A 16468-nucleotide genomic window follows, 5' to 3' on the forward strand; every position below is an offset into this window, starting at 1 on the left:
TGCTGCGGTGCAACAGGCACCTTCTGGGCGACCGGCACGGACTGTGGACGCGGTGGCGTTGCCTGCGGAACCTGCTGTGGTGCAACAGGCACCTTCTGGGCGAACGGCACAGACTGTGGGCGCGGTGGCGTAGCCTGCGGAACCTTCTGCAGTGCGACAGGCACCTTCTGGACGACCGGCACGGACTGTGGACGCGATGGCGTGGCCTGCGGATGTGGCATCGGCGGCGTGGCCTGCGGGATTTTCTGCGGAGCCAGAACCGGAACAGACTGAGCCGGATGCGCCTGCATTTCGGTAACGGCCGCGCGATAGGAGCTGCCGGTAATGGCTGGCGTTTTAACCGGTGAGGCCTGCGGAACCTGCTGCGGTGCAACAGGCACCTTCTGGGCGAACGGCACAGACTGTGGGCGCGGTGGCGTAGCCTGCGGAACCTTCTGCGGCGCAACCGGTATCTTTTGCGGTCTGGCTTGTGGTGTGGCCTGCGGGATCGCCATTGGCGCAACAGAATTACCTAAATCGAAGGAATAATTCATATTGTGGCTGTGCTCAATACGCTTGAATTCCGCCTGTTGTTCAGAATTCATCGTTGCCCAGACATCGCGAGCGACAGCATTGTCCATATGCCCGGCAGCAATAGTGTTATATAGGCTTTGCACTGGCCCCGAGAAGACAACGTTCGCATTTGCACTGGTTGTCATGGATCCGCTGCAGATCGCACAAATAGCCACAGCTATAATTGATTTCTTCATTAATATGAACTCGCTAAAGTTGATTTATGTCAAGATTTGTAAATCACAAACGGATATCTGTCTTCTGGCCCGCCAGCCATTTGATCAGAATCCCTGAAAGGCCTCGTCTTAACGGACGAGGCCTTTTTACATTGGGTTAAAATCCTTTATTCACTTGCTAAAATCTGCACCTTATATTTTTAAGCAACGCCGTTTCTTTATTTTAAATACCTGACGTTGATTGCTCTTAAGTCTGCACCCCCCTTTCGACTCACCCGTCATTCCGATGAACCTTAGATTTTATCCTGACAATTACTAAAAACTCTTAGTAAGTCAGAAAAGATAATCATTTCTTCAGAAGCCCGACCAGAGTGATTAAAACTATTCTGTGCCTTGCTTAGTAACGCTATACTGCTTAAAAATCTAAAAATTAAATATCGCCATCCTTCTTAAGGTTCCGATTTAAGAATGCGTTTAATAAACTGACGTTTTTGTAATCGATTACAATAATATTAACAATCTACGTTCAGCGATAAAAATTGTGAACGAATTGATTGATCCCTCTCAAAGCCTGAGGGATTGATGTGAGCACCTGACTTTTTTATGAACCACTTAAAGTGCCTCACAAACAGTTCAGTTATTCAAAATTCTTATCCAATTAAGATTAATGAATAAGGGTGTGAAAGCGATTACAAATAGCGACCCCGCTGCATCGCGTCACTAATGACGGGCAATCTACGCCTCAACATCTCGATGAAATATGATCCTGATCAATGTTGCATATCGGGCAAATGAATGCGATTACACGCAAGTTTTAATTACTTGTTTTGCAAAGAGAATTATTATACAAAAAATGCTATTTGACACCCGATGTTATACATCAGAGCTTATCTGACTCGGTTTTATCAGGTTCAGTTACGTTGGGAATGGGGCAATCGAGTGATCAAAAACAGAAGGTGTTGAGGCAACGATTTTCCTGGATCCTATGCTTTCTTTTCCAGGTTGTACCCTGGCGTATCTTTATTACCGAAACGCATTCTGTGATGAAAAGCATTATGAACAGTATCCGGGTTCTTCCGCCTGCTTAACGGCTTCAACCGGAGAGACCAGCATCGTATTGTGGCTGAACGCTTTTCACTTTCAGCAGAACCGTTCTGCGCTAACAGATCTTTAGCCGCTGCTATGATGGCTGCTCTGACTAAATATCGGGTTCATTTCAGGCACACCATATCTCTTGCCATCATCTGATGCAGGATCAGGGTTACTTTACTCACAATGCAGTCTTTAAAGCGCGTAATAACAGTGAAATAACCTTGCCAGATGACAGTCAATATTCCACGTATAACGCTCTCTTTCTGAACGTCGTTATTGTGCACAAGGGCTCGATTATCAAAACTGCTGGGCCATAGCTCTCAGAAGATGACTGAATGTTACAAAAATGATCGCGGAGAGGAGTGGAGTGGAGGGTCGTGGCCCTGGAGCGGTTATTTTGAAATAGTTTTGGAGGAGTTTTGGGGAAAGAAGGCGTGAAATAAAAAGCCAACACGATTTTTACATTCGTGTTGGCTGTATGTTACGTAAAGCCGATTACATATTTTCGATGATCGCGTCACCAAACTCTGAACATTTCAACAGTTTAGCGCCATCCATCAGGCGTTCGAAATCGTAAGTCACGGTCTTGTTAGCGATAGCGCCTTCAACACCTTTAACAATCAGGTCAGCCGCTTCGAACCACTCCATGTGACGCAGCATTATTTTTGCAAAATGATGTTATCTAACTGATTTAATTGATTAAAAACCAAGAAAACGGCGCTCAACATGGCTTTTGTTAACGAAAATAAATGCTAATAAATCCAATAGGTTGCATTGAGTTTTGGGGAAGACTTTTATCGCAATTCTGTATGAATTTCATTCATTACAATCTCAGATTGGCAGTGGTAACAGGTTAATAACAGCTATGCTCATTTTGAGACTGGCAGGTCTGCAAAACGGGTCGTGTAAGCTGGTGAAAGCATTTCTCGCTTCATGGTCCATGACCTTTCAATCCCCTGCCCGGCAAAAAATAAATTGGCCTTCCCGCTCTGATTTAGCCCATCTATCACTCGCATCAGAGCTTCGCTATTAGGCTGTGGCCGGTACTCATCAAATAGATTGAGCTGAGACACACCCTGGCTGAAAAAGTCGCCTAACATCACACCTGCTTTCATATAACGGTGCCCGTCTACCCATATGTCATCAAGTGCGTCCATAGCAATACGGATGATGTCGCGAGTATCGTTAGAAGGTGTAAGCAGCTTTCGCGAGGCCTGATTGCCATAAAAGACCTCACCCTCTGCGTGCGGACTGGTTCGGACAAATACTGCTATCTGCTTACAGAACTGCCTTTCTTTTCTCTGCTTTTCGGCTGCCCGCTCTGCGAAAGAGCAAACAGCCTGACGCATGTAAATATATTCAGTAATGCGTGAACTGAATGAACGTGAGCACACTATCTGCTGTTTTACTGGTGCAAATTCTTCGAGCTCCAGGCATGGCTCCCCGCGCAACTCTCTTACTGTGCGCTCCAGCACCACGTTAAAATGCTTACGGATGATGTAAGTGCTTTGCTCCGACAGATCTTTCGCGGTAATGACGCCCATGGCATTCAGCTTCTTGCTTATGCGACGGCCAACACCCCAGACATCTTCAACCGGCACCAGCGCCATCAATTTCTTCTGACGCTCATTATTCGACAGGTCTAGTACGCCGCCTGTCTTTGACCACTTTTTTGCAGCGTGATTTGCCAACTTTGCCAGGGTCTTAGTTGGCGCAATGCCAACACCTACGATTAGGTGCGTTTCTTGCTTGATACGCGCCCTAACCCGGCGTCCGAAGTCTTCCAGTGGTTCAATACGGCTCATGCCGCCGAGATTCATAAACGCTTCGTCGATTGAATAAATTTCCACTGCTGGGGCCATACCCTCAAGCGTGGTCATTACCCTGTTCGACATGTCAGCATAAAGTGCATAGTTCGAACTGAAGATATGGACGCCATGCTTTCTGAATTCGTCTTTAAGCTTGAAGTAAGGTGCTCCCATCGGCACCTGTAACTTTTTAGCTTCTGCGGAACGTGCAATGACGCATCCATCGTTATTCGATAGCACTACCACTGGTTTGCCGCGTAAGTCAGGACGAAAGATCGTTTCGCAGCTCGCATAGAACGAGTTCACATCAACCAAGGCAAACATCACATACCGCCGTTCGGATTGAACACCTGAAACACGCGCTCGTCACCGTCTGTAGGTGAGATATCTCGGAACGTAGTCGTATGCGTCTCTATCCACTTATTCGCAGAGTTGAGAGTGTAATGCCAGTTCATCTGGCCAAGCTCTTTTACAAAGTCGAGTGTACTAATGGTGAATCGGCCATCGGCATCGCGCTTAATCGCTTGCCTGAAAGCCATCATGATTTCGTAGTCGCGTGGCATAATAATCCCCTTCATAATGTTACTGTATAAATAAACAGTATTATCAATCAGTGGATTTGATCAAGCCGAAACGGGGCACAGAATTGTAAAGCCTCTGAGGATGCGAGGTACTTGCAAAGCGCCTTGAAGGCCTCTTTCTTGGTTTTTCTAGAAAAAGGATCCAGAAACAGTTGCACCTGATTTGTGCCTAATCCGGCGCGCTCCATTTCAGCGATAACTTCTGATGTGGTAACGGAAGCAAGCAAATCGCTTTGCTTTAGTCTCGTTTTAACGCGTTTTATTGCATCAAGGCGATTGTCTTGACGTGAGCTGAAACCTCGACGGGTAGGCAGTAAAGTTTTTGAAGATATTTCGGGAGAAATAGTACCAAGCGCAGCGTGAGCTATCTGGTGGTAATCCAATGGTTTAAGGTCAAGCTGAGAATCTAAACACAAATCATGGACAACACTTTTCGGGCGTTTTTTTGGGCATGACTACACTCCTGAAGAATCGATGTCATGAGCTGCGTTTGTAGGGGCCGTTAATCGCGTAGCTGTTGTTCAATTCAGAGTTAATCATTCAAAGGATTGCCAGTTTAAATGCATGCACTGCCACCATGCTCAAATCTGACGCTATCATAAAACCAGAGTATGATGGAAAATACAAGCAATTATTATCGCAGCCATTCACCTGCGCAAGCCCTGAGCAAGCATATTTAGATGTTGCTTAAAGAGATAGGATTTGAATAAGTTATGTTTGCGCTCTCTGAACTCATATCTGTACTTAAAGAGGTTTTAAAATGACAGCAATAGCCTGCTGGTTAAACAGTGAAGAAGGAGAAAGTATCTGGGCAGTAAGCGACTCAAGGATTACCCAGCATGAAAGTGTAATGACAAATCACTGTCCTAAACTATTCTCGATTCCAGTATCAGTTATCCGGTCTAGCGACACTTACCGATTATTTCCGGAAAGAATCATGGAATTTGGTTTCGGCTTTGCCGGAGGAACGATGATTGGTATAAATGTCAGGGAGTTGCTTGCCGTATCATTATCTCAATTGCATGAAATTAATTTTTGCGATGTTCAACAGCAGCCACGCCTGCCTTATAGCAGTTACCCGAGCCTTTATGAGATTGCAACTTTAACAAAGGAAATCGCGGAAAAATTAATACTCGATGTTGGTCAGTCATTTCCACATTCGGTAGCCACGGAAATGATTATTTATGGGTTTTGCTTTAGAACTCAGTCACATAAGATTATTAAGATTTACAATACTCCATCAAACCCCGTTAATCTTGTTATTGAAGATTGTCTTAACCTGACATCAGGCGTCCCAGTAGTTTTGGGTGACAGAAAACAGCAGTTTCAGGATCATATCGAGATGACAAGGCGGCGTTTTGATAGTGGCACACTAAACTGGTGGCGGGCTCCCTTTATAGCATTAAATAACTGGATACGTCATGAAACCGTAAATACGATTGGTGGGCATATACAGTTCGCGATGGCAAACAGGATTGGAACAAAGAATCTTTTTATGTCTCATGCAGATGCTAACTCCTTCGACATGACCTATGCAGGAATCAATACAACTAGCGATCAGAGATATTCCATTGGGAATCTTATCATCTTGCCAATGATAGGAATGACTCTTCCAGAAGAGGATGGCTGGCCGAATGGAAATCAAATAATGTCTAATTGACCGGCCCCCAGTATTAGGTACAACGATCAGTTAGTAATGTCAGTTTTGATTAGTGGATAGAATTTAATCTTAAACAGTTTAGTTGTATAGCAAAGCTTCTCTTTTGAACGTCCGCTTCTGGCACTGAGCGGACCTATGGGGTGCGCCGACCACTGTGAGCAAACCACGTACGTAAAAACTATGATTATGGATGAGTTCCGTCTCACTACATATAAAATTCGAACATCAAACTAGTTATTAACTCACCTCCTAAGCTCATCTATTGCTGTATCACTAAGCATCGGGAAAACGTTTCTTTATGGGAATATCCTCGTATGGCTTATGAAGACATTACTGACATCGCGGTGAATTTATCAACGGGGAGCAGGTCAATGATGCATCCAGCAACAATTGTCAACTTCAAACGAGCTTTCAACAAATAAACAATGCCCACCTGTTGGTGGGCATTAATTACTATTCCTCATCCTTATCATTTCGGTGATCATATACCTCATCAAAATCAGGCATTGGCTCATTCATGTCTTCATAGTATTCTTTGATGACTTGCATTATTTCTGCATCTGAATAGTCACCGACAGGTAAGTTAATATGAATATGGGCATCCCTACCCGATAAACGTTTCCAACCCTTTTCTTTCGTAGGGTAATCAAAGATTTTCACGTTAACGCTGCCATTTTCACCATCAATTTCGACTCGTTCAAAATTATTCGCCATTTGCATTCCTTTATAGCTGTAACATTGCAGAACATTTGTTAAATGTATTGCATATATAGCAAGTTTGCTACTTGATTGTCTATGCTGCTTGTTTAATCATTCTCTTTGCTCTCAGAAGACGGTATTCACCCCAATCGCCGTACTTTTCAGCCTGAGTGAATTCTATGGCCACCTTTGTCACCAGATTGTCGCGCCACGCCTTAAGTTCATCCAACTTTTCTAACTCCTTGCCTGAACTACCAATGTCGTCATCGAATCGATGTATAAGCGGAACATAAAGCACGTTGAGCATTGCTTCTGCCATCTTTGGGGAGACGATGCGCCCTGCCCGGCCCTGAACGCCTGACTATTACATCTGGTAGGAATGCCTGACTCGAGAGGCACAATATGCAGTACTCCGCGCCGCAGCGAAGACATTCGTCAGAGTGGGCGTTTTACCAAATTACCAGATCTGTTGGTGGGACCGGCAAGCAGGCTTGATGCAACTGATTGTATAATCTCATCTTGAAATAAAATTTTACAATACTATAGATTTAGGATGATTCCTATAAGATAATGTTATCAGTTTCAGCCGCGATTTAGCGGTTCATCTATCTCTTTCATACTTTCAGGAATCATATGAAAAGCCATGAATATATTGTGATAAGCGGTTTTAATAGGAGCAAGGTAGGTAAAATAATTGGTTCATTAGCTTCTCTGATATCTGGGCTTCTAGTCTTTTTTATTTTAAGTTACCTTGAAAATCATTCTTATATTGAAGCAAAATCTGTAATGACCCCAACAATATCCTCACTCGTTAGTGCAGGTACAATGTATCTAGTCCTCTACTGGATTTTTGACTCTAGATTATGGAAATGGAAGTTAATATCAAAAATTATTAACGTCCCGGATCTGTCGGGAGAGTGGGATTGTGAAGGTCGCGGCGAAAACAAGGAAGGAAAAGTTTTTTCATGGAATGCTAAAATTAATATATATCAGTCATGGGATAAAGTTCATATACGGTTGCAAACATCACAGTCAGGTTCTGACAGTATAGCTGCTTCTATCATATATGATGGCGAAATAGGTTATCGGTTAGTTTATAACTACAGAAATGATCCGAGAATAAATGAAAAAGAGTTAAACCCACATATGGGATTTGCAGAATTAACTTTTGATAAGAGCCTGACAACTGCTGATGGTGAGTATTTTAATGGCAGAGGTCGGAATACCTTTGGAACAATGAAGTTAAGGAAATCATAACATGGCCGATAACTTTTCATCGCGAATCGAACGTTTAAGAACAAGAAGAAGAGGGATAAATGAAATATTTGCAATGGACAGCGGACTTGAAAGCAGGGAGATCTTATTAGAGAAATCTCGACAACAAGAAACTTGGGAAAGCAGGGCATCCGGGAAATCAGCCACCAAATATGCATTAGGTGCCATGCAGGAAGTTGATCCAGTTTATACAAGGGTTAGCATAGAAACAGGGAAAAGAATAGAAAACCAACTTGCTAACCGATTGGAAAAAAAGGAAATTTCAGCTTCGTTTCGTTTGCAGGGTTCTGTGCCGCTTAACATCCATATCAAAGGCGTTAGCGATGTAGACATTCTTACTATTGATGAGCAGCTATTCGTTTTTTCAAACGAAGGAAGTAAAGCAAGTAGCTATATTCTATCCAAAAAACAAGCCGTAGATGTACTTCAGATCTTACGGGAAGAAATTGAAGATAGTCTCAGGGCAGCGTTCCCGGCTGCAAAGGTTGACACCGAAAACTCAAAAGCAGTAAAAATAACCGGCGGCTCTTTAGCTAGAGATGTAGATGTAGTCCCGGCAGTTTGGTGGAATAATGCCAAATATCAGGATACAGGCAATGAAGTTGACAGAGGTGTGGCTATTCTGAATATAAAGGATAATCAGCGTATCTACAATACGCCATTTCTTCATATTGATTATATCGAGAACCGCTGCAAAACAACGCTAGGCGGATTAAGAAAATCAATAAGACTACTTAAAAATATTAAAGCAGATGCATATGAGGAAGGCGTAGAAATAAATCTCAGCAGTTTTGATATTGCTTCTATTATGTATCATGCTGATATGGGAAATCTCTTGAGAGGTTACTTCTACGAACTTGCAATACTGGGTGAAACTCAGCGCTGGCTTGACTGGTTATGGCGTAACTTTGACGAAGCAAAGAAGCTGGAAGTTCCTGACGGTACTCGAAAGATATTTGAAGAAGATGATAAAAGGAGTGAGCTGCTAAAATTATCACTGCAAGTCGATATGATATTGACAGCCGTTCACAATGAAATGAATTCTCATTCCCATAAAGATGCAATTGATGAAGGAATGAGAGAATACTTGAGTAATTCAAAAGTCGATTAATATCATGGCTTTATAAATTATATAAATATTTATAATTAACCATGTAATTTTTATATTATTTTAGGTTTAAGTCTCTTTTAGAATTATTTTTAAACCGTCCTATTGAGGGCGGTTTTCTATGTTAAGCATAAACCTGCCCAATAATATCGGTCGTTTAGACGTTCACTTTTGACACAACCGGATATTGATAGCTTACAAAATTAGACCGCCTTCCCCGCCGCCACAATTTTTATGATTGCAACAACACTGAAAGTGCAATGCTGGCAGCTAAATCAGCCCGTCGCTTTGATAGCTCTACTATCTTTGTGGCAACCGCTTCCTGAGTCACCAATTCACCGCTGGCGACCAGCTGCCAGACGGCCTTTCCCATAATCATACATGCTGCGTCATACGCATGGTCTTCAAATCCATCTTTCATATTGTTGCTCCTAATCATCGAAACCTGAATGTAACCTATTCAATCGTTCTTTGGATAATTACAACTCAATATTGCGGCGCGCCTTCCAAATAATGATGATTGCACGCATCACATAATAAAAAACCCGGCATAAGCCGGGCTGGTGTTGGCGAAATCAGATAATAAAGTAAAATGAATAAAGGAAACTAATTATTTTATTTAAACCCAGAATAGTAACTATCCAGATTAAAGCGCACCCCATTAGCATCAGCTTCCATACAGTCTTCCTTTCCATAATACGTTAGCCTCCTCTAACAGCAATAAAATATACTCACCCTCTTCTCAGTCATAACTGGTTGTACCGATCAATAAAGCGATATTGATCGGCGACACAGATCGATTGAGCTAAATTATTGATATTAAATAAATTTAACGAATACACCTTTGTTAGTGGACTGTTTTAGCCACCAGCAGCCACATACATCTCATTTAGGTAGTTTTTTAATGCAGCCTCAGCTGCTTCAGCTGTTGCATTGCTGCCATCAAAGGCGTACCCAAAACGAAAGCGGTAATTCAGTATCGTTTCATTTAATGTCAGTGAATAACTGCAAACCAACTGCTGAGGATCAGTTTCGGTAATTTGAATAACATCAAGGAACTCAAAATCAACATTGTAATAACCTCGATCATCAGGTGTACCGAGCCCATCAATGACCGACTCATCAGGAATAAATTTTGCTGTAAATGTCATTAGACTGGTTTCCACGGATCAGAAGGATTATTAACGGGATACCACATCCCATCATTTGACGCGTATAGCATCTGCATTTTTGGCGTACGTGTTGTATCGATGCAGAAACACATTCCGTAAGTGGTTTTAGCTGGATCTGGCAGTTCTGCGTATGTGTAACGAGGAAAGCGAATAGCATCATTAAACTCCTGATACTGCATGTATCGCTTTTGACCATTTATAAAGATAGATATCCAGTCCGTTGCAGATACAGATTTCACACTGGAGGAGTCTAAAAGTAAGTCACCCGAATCCAAATCCATGCCGAACCCATTTCCGGCATATGTGCCAGAGTTTATGGCCCAGCGCCTTGGTACAGCCACGTTGTTAGCAATTTCATCAACATTGGATAACTGGGAGTTCGAAGGCACAAAGTAAAATGGCGAGCCTGAATTCATGCGTGGGATGCTGTTTGTTTCAATGAAAATCCCGGTTGCACGCGCATATTGTGCGACCTTCACATAGATGTGTATGGTCTGCCAGCTATGTACGATTCTGATCTCTTTGACGGGTGTACCACCTTCTCCATGCCAGTGGGCTTCTATTGTCCCGGTAGTAGCGTCGTTAGGTTTTTTCATCTCAACATATAAACGAGCTTCACCGCCGCCGAAATTCGTTGAGCCTGGGCGTGTAACAGGCGTCGCCGTGGTTTCCCAGCCGGACGCACCCAAGAAACGCACTATCGCAGTGTGACCCAGTACAGGCAGTACGATGCGGCCGACATAGAACCATGTCTCAGCATTGTTGGAATTTTTTAAAACTGTGTCTGAGTAAGAAAAATATGCAGCCAAACCAGACCGCATGGATGCACCTGTAGCTGTAATACTGGTGCGGCCCTGATCCATTGCGTTTGTTACCGAAGGAGGCAGGCTCTTTCCATTATCCATGTCCGGCGTATAGCCAGATAAAGTATCATCAAGCGTTGCGCCCTGAGCGTAACGGCAGTTGAATTCAACTGTTTTTGCCCATTTTGTTTTAGCCGGATAGGTGGAGTTCTCCATTATGACGGTATTCAGAATCCACCCACCTTGTGAAATATCGTAGGTGTATTCGTTATTAGAAAACCAGACGTTGTACATTAGGCTCTGACCGCAACGAATCAATTGAAGTACATCAACAGTCGTATTGCTTGAGAAGTTGCTGTTTGTAATTTCTATTGCTGTGGAGTGGTTCCAGCCGCCCTTTTCAGTGTTCGACCAGCCTGCCCTTAAAAATCCGCCTGACGCTTTTGAGCAGTAAATCTGATCAAATTTGGTATCAATGGTGTCCTGAACATCAAACACCAGACCACCAGTATCGTTGCAGCGAAAAGATTTAACGCGAATGTACTGACCAGCAGGACAAACGTTTTTATAAAATGGTGTGACAGTATCCTTGCCGATCAAATGCAGACCGCTAATCTCCATCCTGCGCGCATTAACCTGAAAAACGGGTGTGGTTGACGTCTTATCAACAAAGTAAACGCGGGTAAGTGGTACAGCACCATATTCAACATCAGGCCCACGGAAACGGAATGTGCCCTGCTCAGCCTCGCCCGAAATGTCGAATGTTGAACTCAGGGCTATCTCACCTGCCGGTGTTCGTACCCCAACAGAGTTCCCTGACTGCCCCTGCATGCCGTAATGCATCCGTTTTACGGCGGGCATATCGTCCGTCACGCCATCCATAACAGCGCCGTAGTGCGTTACATTTAGCATCTCAGGCGTGCAATTACGTTTCCAACGCTTGCCGCCTTTGCTAACGATGATATACCCGCCATCGTCTGCCGATGTGGTGTCGTCCTGCCAGTACATAAACGTGCCACCGCCTCTCCCCGTGCCTATGGTGTATTCACGTACAAAGATGCGCTGCCCATCCATCTCGGGTTCGGTTGCGCGCAGCGTTATGATGTCGGGGCACTGACCGATCTGTTTCAGCCCATCATTACCGGCCAGCTCCTGACGCAATGCAGCATCTGCAACGCCCACCAGCTGCGCAGAGTCAATGGCCCAGCTGGTGGCATCATTACCGGTGGTCGTCCAGGGAATTTCTGTTGCTCCAGTGAGTTTATAGAACTCCCCCTGATAACGAATAATCTGGTTGTACGAATTGATTGTGAGCGGACCAGCCTCATAATCTCCGACAACCTCATAGCCAGAGTTTTGAATGAAATAATTAAACTGATCGGATTGGCTGGTGATCTGGTCGGTGAACTGTTTTTCTTGCCCGCTGAGCTGGGTATTAAACCGGTCAGATTGGTTGCTGAGCTGGTTCTCAAAATCCGCCTCCATTCCGCGTATGGTTTTATGCCTGCCACCGAGACGATCTGTATATTCCCCCGAGGGGGACGTGACGAACTCATCGATTTTACCGGCGTTAAATTTCAGGTCGCGGGGTGATTCGCTGGGTACTGGATTTTTGGTTGGTTGGGTAGCCATATTCATTCCATAAAAAAAGCCAGCACGTGGCTGGCTTTGTGATGGGTGTATTAATCAGGGGTAAATCAGGTCGTTGTACTCCGCGAGGCTCAGGGCGGTAGTGCCATCACTGCCAGGCTGCTTTTCAGTGATTATCCAGCGCGTGGCATCGAGTTCCTCAGTCGTAGCAATCACGTATCTCGATGGGGATTGCACCTGATGCCCGTCATAAATGTTCAGGTCGATAGCCGGGATGGCGGCAGTAAACCCAAAGTCGGTATCACTGCGCGGTGTGGCCGGGTAACGGGCGGTCGTGTTTCCCATGCTGTCGGTAATCATGACGAACATTGAGCCAGTGAATGTGATCAGCTCATTCGTTTCGAAATCGTTGCCCGAGCGATGGACGATATAGCCCGCCTGATGATTTGTATCGTAGGTATCTGGCACCTGGACCATATCCCCTACGTTGCACCACTCACCATCCGCCAGCGCCGTTATGCCCATGCTCATCCGCGAGTAAATCAAACGGCGGCACTCTTTCTGCGCGCGGTAGTCGGCCTGAAAATCATCGCGGACATACATCATCTCGAATTTTTTCACTTTAGCTGGCGTTCCGGGTTCGATCTGATTGTTGCGCACGCGGTAGCGGATGAACGCCTGTTTGTTAGTGGTTGGGTTGCGGTACTGCACCTCAACGCCGTCATACCCTCCCGGCAGCGTCATTTCATATCTCAGTGAATAACCCGCGTCCGTGGTATTGGACCGGTTAAAAACGGTTGCTGGCGTACTCCGCTTCTTGTCCAGGGTGAACGACAATATCCCGTCATCCCAGAACACACTGACCCCGGCTGCATCACAAATCGTCTCCATCCTCTGACCGAGGGAAACATCCTCATCGTCAAAGGTGTAGTCAAAATATGATAGGCGCGAATCAATGGCGTCTAGCTCAGCCTGAATCAGGTACAGACCATGGATATCAATGGTGTTCTCAGCCTGCCCACCAACCACCAGCCAGTTATGCAGCGCAATATCTGAGAATTTACGGGATGCCCGTAGTCGGTAATCAACAGACTGCGTGGTCATGTTGTAGCTGATTACATGGCGATTAATCAGAGCGTTATATTTCCGGTCGCGGGCGCTGGTGGCATTTTTTGTCTGACGCACAGTGACCCTGACCAGCGTGTCGTTCGGGTAGCTCACGTTATTGCGGATATTGACGCCGTGGATCGCCTCCACTTTCAGTCGGCTCTTGTCACCGCTGTTATCAGTCCTCTGAAAACTCACCGAGTAGCGTCCATGCCCACCTATAGGGGTGATTTTGTCGGTGCGGTAAAACGTCTCTGAGGATGACTGGTGCGGTGTTGTCTGCCGGTAGGTGAACGTCTCAGATGTGCCAGGAATCTGAGCATTGCTTGCATCCACCTTCCAAATCGTCAGCCGCCAGTTGGTCTCTGATTTGCCACCCAGTGCGGACTGTGTATGAATCCACAATTGCGATGATTCAACCGGCGAGAAAAACGGTCCTATCACCAGCGCCTGATTATCATTGAGAACAAATTTGGAGGTGTTGATGGTAGCCGTTGAAATGTATGAAACATTAGAGCCCTCAATCTCATTTATCACGAAGTTGTAATAATAAACCGGCTCCGTCTCTGGCCCCTCGCTCGTCTCGTCTGCAGATATCAGGTTCCCGGAGAGAGTAAAATCCTGCGTTACATTCCCCTTGGCTGTGGGGTACGTCGCGCTGATCGTAAACTCCACGGCATGGGGCAGTGCCAGCCCCATGAAATAATCAAAGCTGGCCTCTTTGGCAATTTTCATCAGAATCTGTCCACCAGCATAGCTCCCGCTGATTACGCTGGTGGCTGATGCAGTCTCAATCGGAAAATCGTCAGATTCGTTTTTACCCGGCACATCCTGACCATCCACATCATCAAACTGATAGCCCTCCTGGACAGTATTGATGATGTCGCCGGGGTTGTAGATGGTGAATGACGCCCCGGCCATCGATCCCAGATTCGATTCAGAGAATCGCACGGAGCTGACCGTATACCTGCCGAGACCAAAATTCATAAACTCAGTCAGATATTTCAGGTTGTCTGAGTACTCAAAAAGAGACTCCTGAATGAGGTCAGGAAACGCCCGGATGAGCCCAAAATTGTCAGGTTTGGCTTCGCCGTTGCGCGCCAGGTTTGTCTGCCCCTTGAGGCTATTATTAGAGGAGGTTTTCGTCTGACCAGCATTGCCAATACCTGGCATTTTTATCAGACTAGCCAACACCTTTTTAGTAAATTTGATGGGGTTGAAGTGTTCGAAGGGGTTTAAAAGTGTTTTGGCGAGGCCGCCTGAACGCGGCTGATCAAAAATGATGATTTGGTCATTTTCCTCCACTACAAAACCAATCTCATCATCGTCACCAAGCTCAACCCCATTACGGTTTATCCGCACGTCCCGGTGAAGCTGCTGCTGTTCCAGCCACTCACTGAAAACCTTCCCGGCGTCTACATCAATCCGCTCTTTAGGCAGCCCCGGTACGCGCTGAATCTGAATGACCGGCATACGTCTTAAACTCCAATCTGGTAAAAAGTTTTTTAATCGTGCGGATGCTGTCTGCTCTGACATGCCCGCACTCGCCCCGGCTATGCAGAGCCATGCCGTCAACCGTCAGGCCAACATGAACGGGCTGAGCCCCGTAGTAGGCAATGAAAATGCAGCCATCCCGGAAAATCTCCGTGTCATCCCAGAACATCACCTCTTCCTGAAAACAGGTCATAAAATCACGCCCTGATTCATAATCCTCAGTGTGATGAATCTCGATACCCAGCACATGCCGGTAGTACAGAACTACCAGCCCCCAGCAGTCCATAGCCTCAAATGTGCAGGCGCGATCTGCCCACGGCAAACCTGTGACCCTCTCAATGAATTCTGATTTACGCATTCTGGAGTCCTGGAAATTCTTCTGGGGTGTAGAGCTGGGATATGTTGTTATTCAGTGGGTTTTTTAGCGTCAGGCTGACAGTAACGTCTGATGCATCCATGCTCACGTCGCTCACGTATAGCGTCCAGGGTTTAAGCGGCGTGTTCATGTCAGAGGCATCAAAACGCATATAGGTTGCTGAGATGGGTGTGATCCGGCCAGCACCCCTCCATAATTTGAGCTGTTGCTTAAAATCCTGAGCCATGCGAGCGAATTTGAGCGTGCTGTTGATTACCGGTGTGCTGCTTTGCTGGCTCTCAGTAATCTCCATCCTGCAGGGCGTATAAACCACACCTGCAAAAGTTTTGGGGAATATCTGCTTATCCACCAGCCGGATGTAGCCAAACGCCGGGTTATAAAAAGTTATGGTGTCGTAAAGAATCCTATTGGGACGACGACTTTTGTATTCGCGAAACGTAGGCATTATTCCACCTTTGGTAGTGACTCTTTATCCCGGCCATCGGGATAGCCAGTAACGATAATGTCCAGCCAGCTGGCCCATGGCGGCGGGAACTCGATCAGATAGTCATCGAACTCGTCATCAGAGTTTTTCAGCTCTCTCGCAACCACGTTCCCGGTCCATGTAAACGTTGATCCTTTCTGGTTCCATGTCGGAAATGCTGTGAAATGCAGCTCCTGAACCTCAGTACCCGTATCCCCCGTACCGGTCGAAACGCGCATGTTGAACCACTGATTACAGTTATCCAGATAATGAGGGCTGCGTAACCACTGAGTGAACGCCCTGTGCTGGGCAGCGGTGAATACCCATGTCAGGTTGAACGACGTTTTCAGATCATCCGTTAATTTCTGGAAAATAGGCGCGCCAACCTGTGGCTGGTCAGTGCGAAACCCTGTATCGCTGGTGGGGTTTTTATTGGATTTCTGAGCAAGTGGGAGCCACTCGGGATAATCAATTGCCATATCATTCCTCAGCAAACAAAAAACCCGCCGTAG

Annotated in this window: 14 protein-coding genes and 2 pseudogenes; 3 read left to right on the forward strand and 13 right to left on the reverse strand. The window is 45.6% G+C overall.

The features are described 5' to 3' along the window. The 4 genes and pseudogenes from NR195_RS05290 to NR195_RS05305 all read right to left on the reverse strand — a co-directional run. A pseudogene (locus tag NR195_RS05290) lies at window positions 1-584 on the reverse strand (hypothetical protein); the annotation flags it as partial. A gap of 1731 nt (window positions 585-2315) precedes the next feature. Beyond that, a pseudogene (locus NR195_RS05295) lies at window positions 2316-2489 on the reverse strand (isocitrate/isopropylmalate family dehydrogenase); the annotation flags it as partial. A 200-nt stretch (window positions 2490-2689) separates the two neighbouring features. Next, a complete protein-coding gene (umuC, locus tag NR195_RS05300; protein WP_256844211.1) occupies window positions 2690-3952 on the reverse strand; it encodes a translesion error-prone DNA polymerase V subunit UmuC in 1263 nt (420 codons plus the stop codon). Then, window positions 3952-4191 carry a DNA polymerase V gene (locus NR195_RS05305; protein WP_256844212.1) on the reverse strand — a complete coding sequence of 80 codons (240 nt, stop codon included), beginning with the start codon at window positions 4189-4191 and terminating at the stop codon, window positions 3952-3954. Before NR195_RS05305 ends, umuC begins: the two co-directional genes overlap by 1 nt. A gap of 778 nt (window positions 4192-4969) precedes the next feature. On the opposite strand from NR195_RS05305, the gene NR195_RS05310 reads away from it, so the two are divergent. Then, window positions 4970-5869 carry a hypothetical protein gene (locus NR195_RS05310; protein ID WP_256844213.1) on the forward strand — a complete coding sequence of 300 codons (900 nt, stop codon included), beginning with the start codon at window positions 4970-4972 and terminating at the stop codon, window positions 5867-5869. A 453-nt stretch (window positions 5870-6322) separates the two neighbouring features. On the opposite strand, the gene NR195_RS05315 is transcribed toward NR195_RS05310, so the two are convergent. Both NR195_RS05315 and NR195_RS05320 read right to left on the reverse strand, forming a co-directional pair. Then, window positions 6323-6583, reverse strand: a complete 261-nt coding sequence (locus tag NR195_RS05315) for a hypothetical protein (protein ID WP_256844214.1) — start codon at window positions 6581-6583, stop codon at window positions 6323-6325. Window positions 6584-6662: 79 nt separating this feature from the next. Next, entirely contained in the window at window positions 6663-6875 is a 213-nt protein-coding gene (locus NR195_RS05320; protein WP_256844215.1) for a hypothetical protein, read from the reverse strand. 326 nt (window positions 6876-7201) lie between these two features. Between NR195_RS05320 and NR195_RS05325 the strand changes: the two genes are divergently transcribed. Both NR195_RS05325 and NR195_RS05330 read left to right on the forward strand, forming a co-directional pair. Then, window positions 7202-7825: a hypothetical protein gene (locus NR195_RS05325; RefSeq protein WP_256844216.1), complete on the forward strand. Its 624-nt coding sequence runs from the start codon at window positions 7202-7204 to the stop codon at window positions 7823-7825. 1 nt (window position 7826) lies between these two features. Next, window positions 7827-8954, forward strand: coding sequence for a hypothetical protein (locus NR195_RS05330; protein ID WP_256844217.1), 1128 nt, complete (start codon window positions 7827-7829; stop codon window positions 8952-8954). A gap of 229 nt (window positions 8955-9183) precedes the next feature. Here the strand turns inward: NR195_RS05330 and NR195_RS05335 are convergent, their stop codons facing one another. From NR195_RS05335 to NR195_RS05365, 7 genes are all read right to left on the reverse strand, one after another. Beyond that, entirely contained in the window at window positions 9184-9372 is a 189-nt protein-coding gene (locus tag NR195_RS05335) for a hypothetical protein (protein ID WP_256844218.1), read from the reverse strand. Window positions 9373-9811: 439 nt separating this feature from the next. After that, window positions 9812-10102, reverse strand: a complete 291-nt coding sequence (locus NR195_RS05340; RefSeq protein ID WP_256844219.1) for a hypothetical protein — start codon at window positions 10100-10102, stop codon at window positions 9812-9814. Next, a complete protein-coding gene (locus NR195_RS05345; protein WP_256844220.1) occupies window positions 10102-12558 on the reverse strand; it encodes a hypothetical protein in 2457 nt (818 codons plus the stop codon). The genes NR195_RS05340 and NR195_RS05345 overlap by 1 nt, the downstream gene beginning before the upstream one ends. Window positions 12559-12612: 54 nt before the next feature. Continuing rightward, the gene (locus NR195_RS05350) at window positions 12613-15096 is read right to left on the reverse strand and encodes a host specificity factor TipJ family phage tail protein (RefSeq protein ID WP_256844221.1); all 2484 of its coding nucleotides are present in this window, start codon (window positions 15094-15096) and stop codon (window positions 12613-12615) included. Continuing rightward, on the reverse strand, window positions 15056-15475 hold the full coding sequence (locus tag NR195_RS05355; RefSeq protein ID WP_256844222.1) for an NlpC/P60 family protein: 420 nt from the start codon (window positions 15473-15475) through the stop codon (window positions 15056-15058). Before NR195_RS05355 ends, NR195_RS05350 begins: the two co-directional genes overlap by 41 nt. Then, window positions 15468-15938 (reverse strand): DUF1833 family protein, encoded by a 471-nt coding sequence (locus tag NR195_RS05360; RefSeq protein WP_064690137.1) that lies wholly within the window; start codon window positions 15936-15938, stop codon window positions 15468-15470. The genes NR195_RS05355 and NR195_RS05360 overlap by 8 nt, the downstream gene beginning before the upstream one ends. Then, window positions 15938-16435, reverse strand: a complete 498-nt coding sequence (locus tag NR195_RS05365) for a hypothetical protein (RefSeq protein WP_064690136.1) — start codon at window positions 16433-16435, stop codon at window positions 15938-15940. Before NR195_RS05365 ends, NR195_RS05360 begins: the two co-directional genes overlap by 1 nt. Window positions 16436-16468 lie beyond the last annotated feature (33 nt).

Source organism: Pantoea sp. Ft-CA_14 (assembly GCF_024520875.1).
Taxonomy (GTDB): Bacteria; Pseudomonadota; Gammaproteobacteria; order Enterobacterales; family Enterobacteriaceae; genus Pantoea; species Pantoea agglomerans.